12 protein-coding genes and 2 pseudogenes are annotated in these 19,468 nt (G+C 32.3%); 4 read left to right on the top strand and 10 right to left on the bottom strand.

Going from position 1 to position 19,468, the window contains the following annotated elements:
• Positions 1-2 precede the first annotated feature (2 nt).
• From ABH961_RS30045 to ABH961_RS04600, 8 genes and pseudogenes are all read right to left on the bottom strand, one after another.
• On the bottom strand, positions 3-266 hold the full coding sequence (locus tag ABH961_RS30045) for a phosphopantetheine-binding protein (protein WP_442328920.1): 264 nt from the start codon (positions 264-266) through the stop codon (positions 3-5).
• Between the two features lie 129 nt (positions 267-395).
• Positions 396-1,739 (bottom strand): annotated as a pseudogene (locus ABH961_RS30040) (amino acid adenylation domain-containing protein); the annotation flags it as partial.
• Between the two features lie 120 nt (positions 1,740-1,859).
• Positions 1,860-8,111, bottom strand: a pseudogene (locus ABH961_RS04625) (amino acid adenylation domain-containing protein); the annotation flags it as partial.
• A 574-nt stretch (positions 8,112-8,685) separates the two neighbouring features.
• A complete protein-coding gene (locus ABH961_RS04620) occupies positions 8,686-9,396 on the bottom strand; it encodes a thioesterase II family protein (RefSeq protein ID WP_098076127.1) in 711 nt (236 codons plus the stop codon).
• 22 nt (positions 9,397-9,418) lie between these two features.
• Positions 9,419-10,096, bottom strand: a complete 678-nt coding sequence (locus tag ABH961_RS04615; RefSeq protein ID WP_000371059.1) for a DUF4097 family beta strand repeat-containing protein — start codon at positions 10,094-10,096, stop codon at positions 9,419-9,421.
• A 16-nt stretch (positions 10,097-10,112) separates the two neighbouring features.
• The gene (locus ABH961_RS04610; protein ID WP_000481846.1) at positions 10,113-10,811 is read right to left on the bottom strand and encodes an ABC transporter permease; all 699 of its coding nucleotides are present in this window, start codon (positions 10,809-10,811) and stop codon (positions 10,113-10,115) included.
• On the bottom strand, positions 10,804-11,535 hold the full coding sequence (locus ABH961_RS04605) for an ATP-binding cassette domain-containing protein (RefSeq protein ID WP_001083811.1): 732 nt from the start codon (positions 11,533-11,535) through the stop codon (positions 10,804-10,806). Before ABH961_RS04605 ends, ABH961_RS04610 begins: the two co-directional genes overlap by 8 nt.
• Positions 11,528-12,184, bottom strand: a complete 657-nt coding sequence (locus ABH961_RS04600) for a TetR/AcrR family transcriptional regulator (protein ID WP_000692812.1) — start codon at positions 12,182-12,184, stop codon at positions 11,528-11,530. Before ABH961_RS04600 ends, ABH961_RS04605 begins: the two co-directional genes overlap by 8 nt.
• Positions 12,185-12,356: 172 nt before the next feature.
• On the opposite strand from ABH961_RS04600, the gene ABH961_RS04595 reads away from it, so the two are divergent.
• Positions 12,357-12,848, top strand: coding sequence for a hypothetical protein (locus tag ABH961_RS04595; protein WP_098076125.1), 492 nt, complete (start codon positions 12,357-12,359; stop codon positions 12,846-12,848).
• A 183-nt stretch (positions 12,849-13,031) separates the two neighbouring features.
• On the opposite strand, the gene topB is transcribed toward ABH961_RS04595, so the two are convergent.
• Positions 13,032-15,176 carry a DNA topoisomerase III gene (gene topB / locus ABH961_RS04590; RefSeq protein WP_098076123.1) on the bottom strand — a complete coding sequence of 715 codons (2,145 nt, stop codon included), beginning with the start codon at positions 15,174-15,176 and terminating at the stop codon, positions 13,032-13,034.
• A gap of 333 nt (positions 15,177-15,509) precedes the next feature.
• On the opposite strand from topB, the gene ABH961_RS04585 reads away from it, so the two are divergent.
• Complete coding sequence (locus ABH961_RS04585; protein WP_098076121.1) at positions 15,510-16,055, top strand: hypothetical protein; 546 nt, start codon at positions 15,510-15,512, stop codon at positions 16,053-16,055.
• Positions 16,056-16,242: 187 nt separating this feature from the next.
• Here ABH961_RS04585 and ABH961_RS04580 read toward each other — a convergent pair whose 3' ends face one another.
• Positions 16,243-17,526 (bottom strand): aminopeptidase P family protein, encoded by a 1,284-nt coding sequence (locus ABH961_RS04580; RefSeq protein WP_098076120.1) that lies wholly within the window; start codon positions 17,524-17,526, stop codon positions 16,243-16,245.
• A gap of 221 nt (positions 17,527-17,747) precedes the next feature.
• Between ABH961_RS04580 and ABH961_RS04575 the strand changes: the two genes are divergently transcribed.
• Together ABH961_RS04575 and ABH961_RS04570 are read left to right on the top strand one after the other, a co-directional pair.
• Positions 17,748-18,731: a F510_1955 family glycosylhydrolase gene (locus ABH961_RS04575; RefSeq protein WP_098076118.1), complete on the top strand. Its 984-nt coding sequence runs from the start codon at positions 17,748-17,750 to the stop codon at positions 18,729-18,731.
• Between the two features lie 15 nt (positions 18,732-18,746).
• On the top strand, positions 18,747-19,463 hold the full coding sequence (locus ABH961_RS04570; RefSeq protein WP_255258473.1) for an urease accessory protein UreH domain-containing protein: 717 nt from the start codon (positions 18,747-18,749) through the stop codon (positions 19,461-19,463).
• The last annotated feature ends 5 nt before the right edge of the window (positions 19,464-19,468 follow it).

The raw sequence follows: 19,468 nt of genomic DNA, 5'->3' as shown, positions 1-19,468 counted from the left end.
ACTTATACCTCCTCTTCTACTGCTACTATCAATTCTGGATAGGCAATAGTATCACTATTTGATTTCACTTCTGTATTTCTTACTTTTTCAGCTATTTTTCTAATTGTTTTTTCTGTTAATATCGTACTTAGCGGAACTCTAACTTTAAACTTTTCTTCTAATGCATTTACCAATTTAGTCGCTTTTAATGAGTGTCCTCCTAGTTCAAAGAAACTATCATCTATACCAATCACTTCAAATTCTAAAATCTCTTTGAAAATTCCCATAATACCTTCCTCTACATTATCTCTAGGTGCAACAAAATCTTCTCTATCTGTAATTTGCGGATCTGGAAAAGATTTCCTATCTAATTTACCGTTTTTTGTCAATGGGAAATTAGATAATTGCATGATATACGTCGGAATCATGTATTCCGGTAAATTTCCCCTTAATTTCTCTTTAATGTATTTAATATCGATAGATTCACTACTTATTACATATCCACATAAATATTTATCACCATTGTTTTCTTTAACAATAACAACGGCATCACTGATTCCTTCTACATCCCTAATTCTTTCTTCAATCTCTCCCAATTCAATTCTAAACCCTCTAATTTTAACTTGTTCATCTATTCTACCCAAATATTCAATATTTCCATCTTCATTCCAACGAGCTAAATCTCCCGTTCGATAGATTCTCTCATTTGGTCTGTAAGGATTAACTACAAATTTTTCAGCCGTCAGTTCTGCTCTGTTTAAATACCCTCTAGAAACACCTGAACCACCAATACATAATTCTCCCGGCATACCAATTCCACATATACTCTTGTTATTCAAAATATATATTTGAGTATTGGCAATTGGCTTTCCTATCGGAATGATTTCTCTATTATCTTTCCCGTTAAATCGATATGAAGTAGCTACAACCGTAGCTTCAGTTGGACCATATAAATTGTTTATATTGTCTATACTTGCCCCTGTTATCTCCTCATACTTCGCTATCAGATCACTAGTAAGTGGTTCAGCTCCTAAATATAGTCTTTCAAACTGCTTTAATTCATCCGCTTTTCCATTTTTTTCTGCATGTTCCAACAACATTCTGAACATTGATGGTACTAACAGAGCTTGCTTTTTCTCTAAAATAGTTAATAACTCTCTAGGTTCTTTGTTTTGTATTTCAGAAATAATTAACAGTTTTCCTCCCGATAAAGTAACAGGGAAAATTTCCCAAACAGAACCATCGAAGATATAGTTTAAATTTTGAAGAACAACCGTATCTTCTCCATACTTCCCTTCATCGATTTGCCAATTAGATAGATTCATTACATTCCTATTTTCAACCATTACACCTTTCGGTGTTCCTGTTGTACCAGAAGTATAAATGACATATGCCAAACTATCTGGTTGAGAGATATGAACTGGGTTTATCTGATCCTCTTCACAATTTGTAAGATTAACAAGTATAGTTGAAGCATCTATATGATCTACTATACTTTGATTACCTTCACCCACTAACAATACTTTTGCCTTACTATCGTTCAACATAAAATTAATTCTCTCTACCGGATATTCTGAATCAATTGGTAAATACGCCCCACCTGCTTTTAGTACACCATAAATCCCAACAATCATTTCTAGCGAACGCTTTGTTACAATTCCGACAATGGATTCTGTATGTACTCCCTTGTCTCTTAAATTTTTCCCAATGGTGTTTGCCTTTGCATTCAATTGTCTATAGGTAAGGCTCTCCCCTTCATATTCTACAGCTATTTTATCTGGAGTTTTTTCCACCTGTTCCTCAAATCTTTCAATAATCGTCTTATCGTTTTGATATTCAATATGTGTCCTATTGAATTCATAAATAACTTTTTCTTTTTCTGTATCTGTTAACAATTCAATTTCACACAGTTTCTTTTGTGGGTCTTTCAAAGCATTTTTCAATAATTGGACAAATTGTTCATTCATACGAGCAATTGTTTTTTCTTTAAATAAGTCCGTACAATACTCCCAATTCAACTCATATCCATCTTCAATACCTTCAATGTTCATTGTTAAGTCAAACTTTGATACATTATTTGGTGTTGGCAATAAAACAACATCAGCTTCTCCAAATGTTATCTTTTCATTCTCATTATTTTGAAATGCAAACATGACATCAAAAATTGGATTTCGAGAAGGATCCCCTTCAACACTAAGTTGATCTACTAACTCTTCAAATGGATATTCTTGATTATCAAACGCATTTAAGCATTTTTCTCGTAATTGTGCCACCAAATCTATAAATCTTTGTGAAGATTGCAAATTCCCTTTAATCGCCAAAGTATTTACAAACATACCTAACATATCAATTGTATCCGAGTGAGTTCTACCAGATATAGGACTTCCCACAACAATCTCTTCTTGTCTGCTATATCTACTTAGCAATAACATGAAGGTTGACAACAATACCATATATTCTGTTGCCCCTGTTTCTTTTTCTAGCTGTTTTATAGCATTCTTATATTTTAGTCCTAATTTAGTTATAATATTTTGTCCTTTAAAACTTTTCTTCTGAGTTCTTGGATTATCTGTAATTAAATCAAGTACCGGTATTTCTTCTGCGAATTCATTTGACCAATAATTCTTTTGTCCAAACAATTCTCTATTATTTTCCCATACACTATAGTCTTTATATTGAATTTCTGGAGTTGCTAAATATTTCCCTTCATAGAACTTCGATAAATCTCCCAATAGAGTCTTCTTTGAAACTCCATCACAAATAATATGATGAATATCAATTATTAAAATTGATTTATTTTCTGTAATCTGTACAACTTTTGCTCTTAATAATGGCGATTCACTTAAGTTAAATGGTTCTACAAATTCATTTAATAATTGCTGAATATCTAGTTCCTTATTTATCACTTCAAACTCTAACAAAAATTCAATACTGTCAGTTATTTTTTGAATTGGTGTTCCATTTTCCATAATAAAATGAGTTCTTAAAATATCATGACGTTGTATCAACTTTTGAAATGCCTTTTCCAACCTATTCAAATCAAGGTAACCATTCACTTCTAAAATTTGAGGGGTATTATAAATAATATTTTCCCCTTGCATTTGATCAATGATGTACAGCCTTTTTTGAGCTGAAGTCAGTTCAAAACTATGACGATCTACTTGCTTTTCAATTGGCGAATATAGTTTATATCCATCCACCTCTTTAATTTCTTCAGCTAAATTCCGAACAGTTTTTAATTCCATTACTTTACGTAATGGAATTCTCATTCCAAATTTTCGTTCTATACTATTCACTAAAACTGTCGCTTTTAATGAATGCCCACCTAATTCGAAGAAATCATTATCTATTCCAACTTGTTCTATATGCAAAATTTCTTTATACATTTCTATAATAGCTGATTCAATTTTATTTCTTGGCGCGACGTAATTTTCTGCTAATACAAATTCAGGGCATGGTAAAGCCTTCTTATCCAGCTTCCCATTTCTAGTAATTGGAAGCTTATCTATCTGCATAATGTATGTTGGTACCATATAATCAGGTAACATACTTTTAAGTTTCATTTTAATTTCAGAAACATTCCATTCTGCTTTACACACTAAATAACCACACAAATATTTTTCATCATTATTTTCTTTTACAACTACAACAGCATCTTGGATTCCTGGTAGAGTTCTTATTTTCTCCTCAATCTCTCCAAGTTCAATTCTAAATCCTCTAATCTTAACTTGATCATCAATTCTACCTAAATATTCAATATTACCATCCTCTAGCCAACAAGCTAAATCTCCAGTACGATAAATTTTCTCTCCTAGTTTATACGGATTTTCTACAAATTTTTCAGCAGTTAACATAGGATTATTTAAATATCCTCTCGATACACCTGCTCCCGCTATACATAATTCACCTGGTACTCCAATTCCACATAAGGTATTTCCATTCATTATATAAACTTGTGTATTAGATATTGGCTTTCCAATTGGAACTTTTTCTATATTTTCCTGATTACTAAAATGATAAGAAGTTGCAGTAACTGTAGTTTCTGTAGGTCCATACAAATTACATAAGTTACCAAATCTTCCCCCCATCAATTCTCTTAATCTTTCCAATAAATCTTTTGATATTGGCTCTGCAGCTAAATATAATTTATTAATTAATTGAAATACCTCAGCTTGATCATGGTCCTCTATATATTCTAATATCATCCTCAACATTGATGGTGTGAGAGCTATCTGATTATGAGGTAAAAACTTTATAAGTTCCCCTGGATCCTTATTTTGATCCTCATTAAGTATGCTCAGTTTACATCCAGCTACTGAACAAGGGAAAATTTCCCAAGCTGAACCATCGAAGAAAAATGCTGTTTTCTGAACAATAACTGATTTTTCAGTGTAATTACCGTTCTCTATTTGCCAAAATACTTGATTGACAATATTTCTATTTTCAATCATTACTCCTTTAGGCATACCTGTAGTCCCAGACGTATAAATTACATACGCTAAATGATTCGGTTTTGATAGCACCTTTAAGTTACTTTCTCTTTCTTCATTACATTCTGTAATATCAACAATCACAATATCAGATAAACCATTTAACAAGTCCTTACTACCAGGACCACCTAACATTATTTTAATATTAGAATCTTTAATTATGAATTCCATTCTGTTTCTTGGACTCTTTGGATCAATTGGTAAATATGCTGCTCCAGATTTTAAAATCCCATATATTCCGATAACCATTTCCAGAGATCTTTCTGAAGTTATTCCCACAACAGAGTCTGGTTTCACCCCTGTTTTTCTCAACACCTCTCCTAAATAATTAGCTTTAGAATTAAGTTCTCTATAAGTAAGAGATATTTGTCCAAATTCTAATGCTATATTATCAGGCGTTCTCTCCACTTGCTCTTCGAATAACTCAATAATCGTTTTATCTTGAGAGTACGTAACCTCTGTATCATTAAATTCAATTAGTACTTTTTGTCTCTCTTCCTCACTCAACAACTCAAATTCACATAGTTCCTTTTGTGGATTTTTCAAAGTATTAGTCAATAATTGTGAAAAATGTTGGCTCATACGTTCAATCGTTTCATCTTTAAATAAATCCGTGCTATATTCCCAAATGAGCTCATACCCATCTTCACTTTCCGTCATACTAACTGTTAAATCAAATTTTGCCGTGTTATTATCCATTTCTATTGCTTGTGCTTTTTGTTTTCCAAATGTTAGCTCGGTAGATTCATTATTTTGCAACACAAACATAACATCAAAAATAGGGTTTCTTGATGCATCTCTTTCGACCCTTATATTCTCTACTAATTCTTCAAATGGATAATCTTGATTTTCAAGTGCTCTTAAACATTTTTCTTTGAGTTGTTGTATTAACTCAATATATTTCATATCAGGATGTAAATTACCTTTAATAGCCAATGTATTTACGAACATCCCTAATATATCTTGAGTATCTACATGAGTCCTTCCAGCTACTGGACTACCTATTATAATTTCTTCTTGTCGACTATACCGGTTAAGCAACAACATAAAAGTAGACAATACAATCATATATTCCGTAGCACCTGTTTTTACTTGAACTCCTCTTACTAATTCTTTTATATCTTTGCTTAGTTTTGTAATAGCTCTTTTCCCAGAATAACTTTGATACTGCGGCCTCGGAAAATCAGTTTTCAAATTAAGTAAAGGTATTTCATCAGAAAACTCATTTAACCAATATTGCTTTTGCTCATTTAAATCTCTAGCATTCTCCCATACACTATAGTCTTTATACTGAATATTAAGTTCTAGTAATTTTTTTCCGTTATAAAAGTTAGCTAAATCATTTAATAATATTTGAGCTGATCCCTCATCATAAATAATATGATGGATATCAATTAATAGAATGCTTTCATTTTTTTCAGTTTCAATAACCATCGTTCTCATCAAAGGTGCCTTTTTTAAATCAAAAGGCTTGATAAACTTCTTATAAACATTTAGTATTTCTGTACTTTTTTCCTCTATATGACTAAAATCGATTTCTACTCGATCTTCTACAACCTGAATAAATTTGTTATTTATCTGCTCAAAATGCGTTCTTAATAATTCGTGCCGTTCTGTAAGTTTAGTTAACGCATTATATAGCTGCTTAGTATTAATCTTCTCATCAAATTTAATCATTAGTGGAATATTATATGTAATATTCGGTTCTTGCATCTGATCAATTACATACAACCTTTTTTGCGCCGAACTCATTTCATAGTAATTTTTTTCAGGTTGTTTTTTAATCGGTACATGCTGTTCTCGATTTGCATCCCTCTTTACTTCTTCGCTTAGCTTTCGCACTGTACTATTTTCTAAAATTTTCCGTAGAGAAATCCGTGTCCCATACTTTTGTTCAAGCATGTTCACAAGTCTTATCGCTCTTAGAGAATGCCCTCCCAGTTCAAAGAAACTGTCATCAATTCCCACTCGATTTACCCTTAAGATTTCTTGAAATATCCCTGAAATATATCGTTCCGTTTCATCTCTTGGTGCAACATATTTCTCATAAGAAATATGTTTGGGATTTGGTAGGACATTCTTATCCAATTTCCCATTTCTTGTTACCGGCAAACTTTCCATTTGGATAATATATGTTGGAATCATATATTCTGGTAAATTTTTTTCTAATTGAACTTTTACTTTCTTCACATTCATCTTTCTGTCAGCAACTATATAACCACATAAATGTTTTTCGCCATCTAGTTCTTTCAGTACAACTGCAGCATTTTGAATACCTTCAATTTCTCTTATTTTTGTTTTTATTTCCCCAAGCTCTATTCGGTATCCCCTTACTTTTACTTGATCATCAATTCTGCCTAAATATTCAATATCTCCACTTTCTAACCAACGACCTAAGTCACCTGTTCTATATACTGTATCTCCAGGTTTAAACGGATTCTCTACAAATTTTTCCGCTGTAAGCTGAGGTTTATTTAAATAACCTCTCGTTACTCCTTCACCACCAATATATATTTCACCAACCATCCCAACACCACAAAGGTGTTCGTTATTCATAATATATATTTGGGTGTTTGCGATAGGCTTTCCTATATGAATTCCTTTTTGTTTCTCATTTATCGGAACCATATGTGAAGTAGCAAATACTGTCGTTTCAGTTGGACCGTATGAATTTACAAGATTTGCGCCAACACAATAGTTTTCATTATATTTATTTGCTAGTTCTATAGGAAGCGCCTCACCTGATAACTGTATTCTTTTTAGTGAAGTCAATTTATTCACATCTGTATAAAAAAGGAATTCCTCTAATACTGATGGTACAAAGGATAATCTCGTAACATTATGCTTCTTGATTTTCTCTGCAATTTTTTGAAAATCTCTCTCATCCTCTTTAGGCAAAAGAAATAATTTTGCACCTCTTATACACCATAAGAACATTTCCCAAATCGATAAATCAAATGCATATGTTGTTTTTTGCATAATCACTTCTGTTTCTTTAAAGTCATCTTTAAGCATCCAACAAATTAAATTCATTAAATTCCTGTTTTCGACCATAACCCCTTTAGGATTCCCAGTAGTACCTGATGTATATATGACGTAAGCCAAATGATTTTGTTTTGATATATGTTCTAGATTCGTTGCTATCTCTTCCTTACAGCCAATTAAGTCGATAATAGCTACATTGTTAATAATATTATTAACTACATTGTCAGCACTATGACCTGATAACAAAATATCTGTACCACTATCTTCAAGAATATAATTTATCCTATCAATTGGTTGAGAAGGATCTATAGGTAAATAAGCACCTCCAGCTTTTAAGACTGCAAAAATTCCCAAGATCATTTCAATCGATCTATCTGTTATTATAGCTACAATCTTATCAGGTCCTACCCCCTTCTCTCTCAGTAACTTACCTAAATAGTTAGTTCTAGCGTTGAACTGTTGATAAGTTAGTTCTTGTCCTGCAAATTCTATAGCGATAGCATTAGGGGTTTTATTTACTTGCTCCTCAAACAATTCAATGATTGTTTTATTGTTTGGATATTCAGAATACGTTTCATTATATTTTATTAAAACTTGTTGTTTTTCTAATTCATGTAATATTTCTATATCTTTTAGTAAGATTGCTTGCCTTGACATAACTTGTTTACATATCATTTCTATTCTGTTATGTAAAAGCTTTAGCATCATACTACTAATAGAATCTGTATCAAAATTATAAACTATCTTCAGTTTACCCTCTGTTTGCTGCAAACCAATTTCTAATTGAAAGTTCCCTTTGTTGACTGAATTTCTGTTTTTTTCCAACTGGTATAAAACTACACCTGAAAAATCATTATATCCAAAATTCCCAAAATTCAATTCAGTTAATTTTGTAGAAGATTTATCCTTTTTGCTATTAATTAAATCTATAATTGTTTGCTCCATATTTATCTCATAACTTTTATAATTAAATGAATTCTCAATATCAAAGTTACCTATGGTTACAATATCGTTCCCCATCGACTTACCAGTTTGAAAAGCCCATAATGCAGAAAAAAATTGTAGTAGTTTAACATTATTTTTACCACAAAAATTTGCAATTGATTGATACACATGTTCATCAAATAAAAAAGTTTCTATTGCCTTCTCCCTAAAATTACCATCTTTTTGAAATTTGACATCCGCATTATTTTTCAGCATATTCTCCCACCTAAAATTAAATAATATTTGTTTATAAGTACTTAAGTTCCATTAATAACGTATCATTTATTTCTTTTGCCAATTCTTTTATATGAGTATTAATAAAGAAATGATTCCCCTTCATTTTTTTATAATTACAAAATCTTGCAGTATATTGTGTCCATTTAAAAATATTATCATCTACATTATCTTCCTCAGAATAAACAATTGATATGTTAGACAAACATTTTTCTTCTTTTTTAGTGTATTTATATTCTTTATATAGTTTAAAATCAACTTCAAAATTTTTCACACACAAATCTAATAGTTCTTTATCTTCTAACAAAAAATCATAACCATCTAGACTTCTTATATTTTCAACTACTCTATCAGATGACATATTAGATACTTTTAAATTATTATCTTTTTCTTCTGGAGGACCATTTGCTACAAAATAAAGATGAAGTGGCTTTCTCCCTGTACGCTTAAGTATTTCATAGTAAACTTCAAAAGCTACTAAACTTCCCATACTATAACCTAAAATAGAAAACTGATCATCATCCAAATAATCAATTATCTTACTTGCTATATCGTCTACCATATTTTTGAAACTCGCATAATAATTTTCTGAAATACGTTCTCCATGCCCTGAATATTCAATTGGGATTACATCTACTATTTTATGCATATATCCTTTTAGTTGATAATACATAGATGCTGATCCACCTGCATATGGCAGGCAAAACAACTTAATTTTTTCCATACTCTCCCCCCTTTTTTCTTTGTTAATTTACAACTCTTATTTCTCCTAAATTTGCTTTTAAATTGAATTGATAAAGTTGCTCTCCTGATAATCTAGCCTTTACTGCACACTTTCTAATCCCACTTTTATTTATTTGTACATTTGCCCTGGGTGGAATCTTAATATAAGCCCCTGCTGCACCAGGTGAACAATTCAAATCCCCACCTACTTCAGCCATCTCTAGTTTAATTTTCCCTGAAATAGACTGTACATTAGTATGTCGAATTTTTCTTAATAATTGAATATCTGCCGGACGACTGCCAACCTTTAAATCTAAAGAATCACATAAGACATCTTTTACATTCAACTTTGCAGCCTTCGTTTTAGCTTCTATTTTTTCACCTCGCAGTCCCTCAAGAGTCAGTTCACCAATATCTTGATTAATAACTAGATAATCGATCATATCCTCTGGAATACCTATGTCTAAATAAACCGATTTAGGAAATCCAACCATAAGAATTGGAGTAAAGCGAACTTTTTGTTTTAAAATTAAACAATTCGATAGTTGATTTATTTCCATTCCCTTACAATGCCGTCCTAACGATCCATTTATAACTAATTTTGTTCCTTTTATTGCATGACAAAAAATAATTCCTCCTTTAATATGAATCTCTATTTTACGTCTCCCATTCAATTCAACTATTTCCTGGTAATTATCCATTAGCTTCCCTCCTCAATTAATCTATTTCCATCCGATTTACTCTCTGCATCAATTCAAGAGCAACTAAAATTCCAATAGCAGCAATTATTACTAATATAATGACACCTAACATAGGCTTATCATAGCCAGATGCCACAGTATTCCCTAAAAGTGCAATTAATCCGAAAGCAGAAATAATTGTAATTGGAACTGATTTTTTAATAAAACCTATTCTCATAGCAATAAGGGCTACCATACTTGTTATAAAAGCAGTAATTACAATCATTAACAATGTAGAAAAAATATCTTGCTGTGAAAGAGTGTCTGGAACAATAGGAGAAATTTTTTCTGTTAAACTAAAAATAATGATAGGTATAGCAGTGCAAATAATCATAGACACCGTAGTAAAACCAAGTACAATAAGTAACTTTGCAAATAAAACTTTCTTTCGATTAATAGGATAAGAAAATAACAATGTCATTTGTTTACCTTTATATTCTTCAATAATAAAGCGAGTATACATTACAGATGATATACATGAAAAAACAATCATCCCCATTAAAGTAGTAAATTTATAGATATTAGTATAGTTCTGAAATTGAACTTCATTCGTTTGTTGTGCAACAAATGCAATAAAATAGATAAAAGCAAGTAAACCAATACTAGAAATAACACTCGCCAAAATAAACGTATTTATTTTATTTTTTCTAATTTCAAGTTGTATTATATTAAACACATACTTTTCCTCCCGACATAATTTTAAAGAAATATTCTTCTAATCCTTTCGGAGATTTTGTCTTTACTTCTTCTAAAAGTGCTTCTTCTACAACCACTCCATTCACAATGACTCCAATTGAATCTACAATATGTTCAAGTTCACTAAGAATATGGCTTGAAATAAGAATGGTCATCCCGTAATTTTTAGATAAATTTTTAAATAACACCCTCATTTCTTGAATTCCAAGTGGATCTAGTCCATTTACTGGCTCATCCAAAATTAAAAGCTTAGGTTTATGAATGAACGAACGTGCTATTGCTAATCTTTGTCGCATTCCTAATGAAAATTTAGAAACTGGTTGGTCGCCCGTTTGAGTAAGGCCTACCATTTCTAAAACTTCAGAAACTCCAAATCCTTCCACATTCATATATGCTAAATGAAATTTTAAATTCTCAGTTGCTGATAAATGCTCATAAAATACTGGGACTTCAATTAAAGTTCCTATATTTTTTAATATCAACTCGCGATTTTTCGTTATATCCATTCCAAAAATTTCAACCTTCCCAGATGTAGGAACCAATAATCCTGATAAAATTTTAAACACTGTTGTTTTCCCTGCACCATTGGCACCTAAGAATCCATATATGGTATTGGCTTTCACCGTCATTGCGCTGCCTTTAATCACCTCTGAACCAGCAAATGTTTTTACCAATTTATCTATTTTTACCGCAAAACTATTCATCTATATCACCATCTTCTACATTCGGATAATTCTCCATAAGTGATTCTATTAATTTGTCACTCACAATATCAACACCTAGTTGCCTCATCATATATTGCATAAAAATCAGCCGCCTAATTGTTTCTGTTTTTTTACGATTAAATAGAACTGGATTCGTCCAAATATTTATCAAAAACATAAAAACTTCTGCACATTCATTAGGATATTCAGTTTCAATTGATCCATCAGCTATCCCTTGTTCTATAATTTCTTTAAAAATTAACGCTTCTTTTGTTACACCTTTTTTTATTCTTTGAATAACAAACTGTGGATTTTTAATTTGGACATTTAAAACACTATCAATCGTATGAATATTCTTGTCTGATATAAGTATCTCTAAGATTTTTATCAGCTTATCCCTACTATTTACTGAATCAACGCTGTTAGCTAATTGCTCCAACATCTCGTAAGTATAATTTAAATGTCGTTCTATTACTGCATCTAATATATCTTCTTTCGACTTAAAATGATGAAAAATAGCACCACGTGACATTCCAATAGAATCAACAATATCTTGTATACTAGTTTTATCAAATCCCTTCTCACTAAACAGCGTTGCTGACACCGTTAATATTTTTTCAATTGTTTGCTTTGAATCTTTAATTTTCATTTACACACCTCTTCTAATCTAAACATACAGGACGTCGGTATGTTTAGATTAGCATTACAATATTTGGATGTCAATAGATTAAGATATGAAACTTCTTAATTTTTTGAAAATATTTTCTTTTTCACTTGAATCAATTTCATAATGATTTCTTTTCCTCAGTTGGATGAGCAGAATGTCAAATGATATCATGGATTCATTGGGCCAAAAGTTTAAGGAACTTTACATCAACAATATAGGACTTTATTCAAGTTTATACGATAATACCTACAAGGAACTAATAAGGACAGTTGAATTAGAAGGAATAAACAACTTTGATTGGGTTTTGGGGGATTGGCAGACGCTTTTACAAGCTTATGGGCCTCTTTCGGTTTCCGGTTTTACACAATCCAATCAAGCTTGGTCCTTGAATTCAATAATTGTAATAGGCATTAACAACAGAGATCCAAATAATCTTAAACAATTCAATTTTTTAACATGTATAAATCCTTCAGACGATTTAATCAAGTATATAAGCAATGCAGCATTGATAAATGTTATTAAGCCACCAGCAGAACCGGTGTTGCTATTTAAACCTTGGATTTTCTATTTCCCAAAAAATCATGACAAATTTTTTAAGTATCTTCGGTGTACGTACAGGGCACGAGGAAAACTTAAGTCTCTATAGAATATAATCAAGAATAAGGAATTTTCGAAATGTCACATTAAAGTCCTTCCTTTTAATATTAGTACACAAAATTTTGTAATTATAAAATAAAAAAGCATGACATAAAATTGTCATGCTTTTTCTTCTCTATCCATATTTCCCCAAACCTTACCTGTTACAAAAACCTTTATTTGTTGAAATCACTTAATTCTCAAACACAAAATTAATCTTATTTTCTTTCCACTCTAACATCGCATCAAACGTTTTCTCGCCTTTTTTAAAGCCTTTAATTAAATCGGTCTTTTCACCTTTTAAGAGCTTTGTCATATTCTTTTGTGAAATTGTTTTACTTAATATTTTCTTCGAGATGGTAAAGTCACATTGCGTTGTGTTGTAGTTAGAACAACCGTAAAACGTTGACTTATCAATCACGTCGCCATCACATTTTTTACAACTACCAACCTTTTTACCAGTTGTAAATTTCGATCCTTTTCGCTCAATCGATTCAACATGTAATCCAGTGAAATCCCACTTCTCCGACATTTCCACTGCATCTTCAATAATTTTCGCTGATAGCTTTTTCGTTTGTTCCATAAATGTAGCTGGTGATGCTGTACCTTCCCCAATTTCCGCAAGGCGCTGCTCCCATTTCGCTGTCATTTCTGGTGAAGCCAGTATTTTATCACCGATTGCGGTAATTAATACTTTCCCTTTATCGGTTGCATACACTTGATTTTTCTTCACATCTATATATTTACGGTCTTTCAGCATCGTAATAATTCCAGCGCGAGTTGCCTCTGTACCTAAACCTTCTGTTTTCTTTAATACTTTCTCAAGCTCTTCGTTCTCTAAATACTTACCTGCCGTTTTCATTAACGTAATAAGTTGACCTTCTGTATAACGCTTCGGTGGCTGTGTTTTTCCTTCTTTCACTTTCACCTTTACAACTTTCCCTTGTTCACCTTCTGCGACAATTGGAAGAATTGTTTCGTCATCTTTATCATCTTGGAAAATAACTTTACGCCAACCTTCTTGAATTTGCTGTTTTCCTTTTGAAATAAATTCAGCACGTTCGTCTACAAGAGTTGTAATCGTTGTGTAGTCAAAGATTGCTACTTCATAATGCGCCGCAATCAGTCTTCTTACGATCATATCGTAAATTTTCTTTTCATCACCTGATAGTTTGCTTGGATTTGTAACTTGCTCTGTCGGAATAATAGCGTAGTGATCTGTCACTTTTTTTTCATTCACATAACGCTTATTATTCATAATCGATTCAACTGGAGCTGGTAATAAACCTTTATATTCATCAAACTGACTTAACTTCTGTAAAATATCAGGGAACGTCGCTGCTTCTCCTTGTGTAACATAGTTAGAATCCGAACGAGGATAAGAAACTATTCCTTTTTGATATAGTGCTTGTGTTATATCAAGCGTCTTTTTCGGTGAAAATTTAAAAGCTTTATTAGCTGTCGCTTGCAGTGCTGATAAATTAAATAAAAACGGCGGCTGAAACTCTTTACGCTCCGTTTTCATTTCTTTTACTACGGCCGGTTTCCCTTGGCAAAATGCTGCAATTTTATTTGCCATATCAGGGTCTTGTAAGCGGGATTCACTATCCTTCTCCCATTTCCCCTCATACTTCTTTCCTTCTATATTAAAGGTTGCGAACACTTCCCAAAACGGCTCAGACTTAAAGTTCTCTATTTCTTTTTCACGCTTTACAATTAATGCGAGTGTCGGTGTTTGTACACGACCAGCTGAAAATACATCGTTCATTCCTTTTTTCTTTAGCAAAATACTAAAGACACGCGATGCATTCATACCAACGACCCAGTCCGCACATGACCTTGTATACGCCTCATAGTACGTATTAATTGTATCTGCTTCATCTAATAGATTTTTAAATCCTTGGTATATAGCTTGTTTCGTTAAAGAAGAAATCCAAAGACGCTTCATCGGCTTTTGCACGTTACAAAGATTAATAATGTTTCGTACGATCAATTCCCCTTCACGCCCAGCATCGCCCGCGTGAATAATTTCTGTTACCTGAGGATTATGTAACAGCTGTTTCACAACATTAAATTGCTTATACTTTGACTTTGTTACTTCAAATTGAAAACGTTCAGGAATCATTGGTAACGTATTAAGTGACCATTTTTTCCACTCTGCGTGATAATGCTCTGGATTACATAACTGCGTCAAATGACCAATTGCCCATGTACAGTACGCTCCATTTGGAAATAGCTCATTCGCTTCTACTTCTAAATATCCATCTTTTCGGCGATATTTAAATTGTGAAACAAGAGCCAAACCTTGATCTGGTTTCTCGGCAATAATTAATTTCATTTTATAACTCCCTATCTGTATTCCAGTGTTACTTTCATTGTCTATCTGTTTAGAGGCGATGATAAAAGAACAATCTTATTTATCATTCGCGGGTTACTCCCAGTAATGGGATAACTATAATATTATACGCTTATTCTTTATAGCTTCACAATAGAAACTCGTTATATAACAATTTCTTTCTCATGCTCACAAATAAAAAAGATGCTCAAAAAATCAAGCACCTACTTACTTACATTTATGAAATTGTGCAGATAATATGCAGATATAAATAAGCATAAGTATTCTCCATACGAACATATGATGAAATGAACGATAGGACAGGGAGGTATCATAATGTTTGCTTACACAGCAACCACCTTAACACTTTGTTGTATCTCGATTCTTATTACATCTTACATTTCTAAACGCAACGGTACCCTAATGGAGTATATGGTATTTATTATGTCTTTTAGTATGAGTACGGGTTTAAGTATCGGTTTTTATTTAGGTATTCTTTTTAAAGGAGAATTACTATATTCTACTTTGCTTGCTATTTTGATTAGTGGTTGTATCGGTTTTTTAGTCGGTCTACGTTTTCACCTATTTACTGCTTTAGAAGGAATGTTCTCTGGATTAATGGCAAGTATGATGGGAGCAATGATTACAGAAATGTTAAACGCTCAACAAGCTCATAGTATACTGTTTATTAGTCTTTTACTTACGATAACAATAACTATGTCATGTATGATTCAACTTTTATCCGACACCTTTTCTACTTTTATTCAACGGCGTTTTTTGTTATTACTATCAATTAGTGTGGCAATTATCGTTGCCGTATTCGTGACATACCCAGATCATACTCCCCCACCTTCACCCAGGCATGATCAACATATACATTGACTCTTACACCGAAAATGAATAAGCAGCTATCCATAGGATAACTGCTTCATTTCATTCTGGCTTATTAGGAATGTTTGGGTTTGAAACATAATCAGATTTATAAACAGAAAATGCTTTTCGAAAAAATATCGAGGTTTAAAATGAACAAAATAAAAAGACGCCCAAAATTGAGCGCCTCTACTAATGATTATTTCGTAACAACTTCATCTTTTTTTACATTTACATTGTTTTCTCTCATAAACGCTTCAATCTCTTCAACTTCTCTAATAATATCTTTTGACAAGTTTTCATGTCCGTCTTTCGTTACAAGAATATCATCTTCAATACGAATGCCAATTGATTCTTCTGCAATATAAAGACCAGGTTCAATTGTTATAACCATACCTTCTTCTAACACTCTCTCTTTATATGTTCCTACATCATGCGTATCTAAACCAAGGAAATGGCTAACACCATGATAATAGTATTTTGATAACTCTTCGTCTTCTTGAATTAAACCAATTGCTTTACACTCTTCTACTAGTACCTTTTTTGTATGCTCATTTAATGCAGCAAACTTTACTCCTGGCTTTATGAGTTTTATTGTTTCTTTCAATGCTTTTAATACAATATTATACATTTGTTTTTGACGACTAGAGAATGTTCCATTTGCCGGGAATGTATAACTAATATCAGCATTATAGTAATCTTTTTGAGCGCCTAAATCTAGTAGTACTAAATCACCATTTTGAATTTGTGCATCATTATCTTCATAATGAAGAACTGTAGCATTTTTTCCACTTGCCAAAATTGTATTGAACGCATGATGCTTAATACCAGATGATTTCAGTGTGAAATCAAACTGAGCTTCTAATTCATATTCCATCATGTCTGCTTTTGCATGCTTCAGAACGTTGTAAATACCTTCTTTCGTTACAGCAATTGCTTCTTTAATAATTTCAATTTCTTCTTCTGTTTTAAACACTCGTAATTCACAAATATTCGGATATACATTACCAATTAAAACGTGTGGATACTGTTCTCTTACATGTTTAGCAAATGCTAGCGTTTTTGTCTCCGTACCATTCCATTCACGACGCTCTAAATCTAAATATAGATGCTTCACATTTTCTGTAAAAAGTATATTTGACATTGTCTTTTCAAAGCTATCTAAATATACAACTTTCTTTATACCTGAAATTTTCTCTGCTTCTTCGTTAGAAACTGTTTTACCGACCCATTTTTCCATTACTGGATCTGACTTTTCAATGAAAAGTGTTTCTTCTACACTATTTCCAAACTTCTTCAACATGAAAATAACATTTGGTTCATCAATTCCTGTTACATAGTAAAAATTTCGATTCGGCACAAATTTATAATGTGCATCCGCCGACATATGAGGTGCTTGTCCAGCAAATAAAATAGTAATAGATTCATCTGGTAATGTATTTACTAATCGTTCTCTATTTTGAGCAAAAAATGTTGATTTCATAATAATCCCCCTAGCGTTCTATGTATACGTGTAAATCTAATTACCCAATACAATTCATTCTATTATTGTTATAATTTTTCGTCAATTGATAGTACTCATGGAGAAAGGAAAATTTTCATTACTAGTCCCCCTTCCAATCTAAATTATGCATACTACTCCACAATTTCTTGACATTTATTCCATATACTTAAAATCTCATATATAGGAAAGGAGCTACAACTTTGAAACATTATGTAGCAACAGGATTAGCAATTACTTCTTTATTCATCATTTCAGGATGTTCTAGCAATGCCGAAACAGCAACAGTGAAGAAAGAAACGGTGCAATCTCAGCGAAAACATACAGAAGCAGTAAATACGATTCCGCAAAACTTCTATACAGAAATTACATCTGGAAAAATCGAGCACATTCATGGAATTGGCTATGCTGGAAATATGCCCGGGGTTTCTATCGCCACTCATAGCGGAATAAAAGTTTATCAAAATGGAAAATGGTTTGAAACTAAAACTTCGCTACATGATTATATGGGATTTCAAGCAACGAAGAATGGGTTCTTTGCCAGCGGTCATCCTGAACGAGGTGCAAATTTAAAAAACCCTTTAGGATTAATGAAAAGTTCTGATGGCGGTAATACCCTCGAAAAGCTAGCTTTTTATGGAGAATCTGATTTTCATAACCTTGCTGTTGGATATAATACGGAAGCAATTTATTTATACAATGAGCGTCCAAATTCCAAATTGCAACAAGGTTTTTATTTCAGTACGAACAACGGACAAGATTGGAAAAATAGTAAGTTAAAAGGTCTTTCAAGTACGATTCATTCCTTTTCCGTACATCCTGACCAACCTAGTGTAGTCGCGGTAAGTGCTAAAGACGGTGTTTACTTATCTACAGATTACGGAAATACATTTGAACTATTCTCTACATCACTTGAATCGACAGCAGTTACATTAAGTAATGAAGATGTTATTTACGCCCCTATCAATAAACAAATCGTAACGAGGAAATCAATTGCTACAAATGAAGAAACAAACATACAAACTCCATCTTTAGATTCTAAAGATGCAATTATGTACATATCACAAAATCCTCAAAATTCAGCTGAAATAGTATTTGCTACAATGAAAGCAAATGTGTTTCTTTCTACAGATGAGGGGAAAACGTGGAAGCAGATTACGAAAGAGGGAACATTCCAATTTAATTAGAAAGGTGAATATAACGTGTTTTCAACAATTAGCGAGTGGAGTTATCAACTCATGTCTCCTTTAATGGATGTCGCAAATGCTACGAAATCAATTCCTCTTTTATTTGCATTTTTATTAGGCATTGTAGGTACCCTTTCTCCTTGCCAATTAACAGGAAACATTAGCGCTATTACACTTTATGGGAATCAATCTTTACAAAAGGGACATGCATGGAAACATATATTGTTATTCATTTTAGGAAAAATAATAGCTTTTACAACGCTTGGACTATTCGTATGGTTCTTAGGAAAAGAGATTCAGCAAATATTAACTTTGTACTTCCCGTGGTTACGAAAGATAATTGGACCTTTATTAATTTTAATGGGGCTAATGTTGGTAGGTATTATTAAAGGACGAAATTTCTTCCCGATCAAATTTATACGGAAACAAAATGAGGTTGGCTCATTTTTACTTGGATTCTTCTTTTCCTTAGCTTTTTGTCCGACTATGTTCGTTCTATTTTTCGGAACGCTAATTCCTTTATCTTTCTCATATAATTATGGTTACTTGTTTCCGACATTCTTTTCAATAGGAACTGCTCTACCAATCGTTGTCCTTATGTTCATCATCTTCTACCTCGGATTAAACGGAGCATTATTGAAAAAGAGCCGAAAAATAGGGGAAATTATTCAGCTTATAACCGGTGTTCTTCTGATATTAATCGGACTTTATGATACTACTCTTTATTGGTAATATAT

The organism is Bacillus sp. RC251, from assembly GCF_044908765.1.
GTDB classification, from domain to species: domain Bacteria; phylum Bacillota; class Bacilli; order Bacillales; family Bacillaceae_G; genus Bacillus_A; species Bacillus_A wiedmannii.
Note: the sequence above shows the minus strand (reverse complement) of the source record. Positions and strands in the feature narration are given on the sequence as shown.

What these genes read in the sequence shown, in the direction of transcription:
- ABH961_RS04595 (WP_098076125.1), top strand. Translation starts at nt 12,357, where the DNA reads ATGTCAAATGATATCATGGATTCATTGGGCCAAAAGTTTAAGGAACTT.
- ABH961_RS04600 (WP_000692812.1), bottom strand. Translation starts at nt 12,184, where the DNA reads ATGAAAATTAAAGATTCAAAGCAAACAATTGAAAAAATATTAACGGTG.
- ABH961_RS04580 (WP_098076120.1), bottom strand. Translation starts at nt 17,526, where the DNA reads ATGAAATCAACATTTTTTGCTCAAAATAGAGAACGATTAGTAAATACA.
- topB (WP_098076123.1), bottom strand. Translation starts at nt 15,176, where the DNA reads ATGAAATTAATTATTGCCGAGAAACCAGATCAAGGTTTGGCTCTTGTT.
- ABH961_RS04585 (WP_098076121.1), top strand. Translation starts at nt 15,510, where the DNA reads ATGTTTGCTTACACAGCAACCACCTTAACACTTTGTTGTATCTCGATT.
- ABH961_RS04605 (WP_001083811.1), bottom strand. Translation starts at nt 11,535, where the DNA reads ATGAATAGTTTTGCGGTAAAAATAGATAAATTGGTAAAAACATTTGCT.
- ABH961_RS04620 (WP_098076127.1), bottom strand. Translation starts at nt 9,396, where the DNA reads ATGGAAAAAATTAAGTTGTTTTGCCTGCCATATGCAGGTGGATCAGCA.
- ABH961_RS04615 (WP_000371059.1), bottom strand. Translation starts at nt 10,096, where the DNA reads ATGGATAATTACCAGGAAATAGTTGAATTGAATGGGAGACGTAAAATA.
- ABH961_RS30045 (WP_442328920.1), bottom strand. Translation starts at nt 266, where the DNA reads ATGGGAATTTTCAAAGAGATTTTAGAATTTGAAGTGATTGGTATAGAT.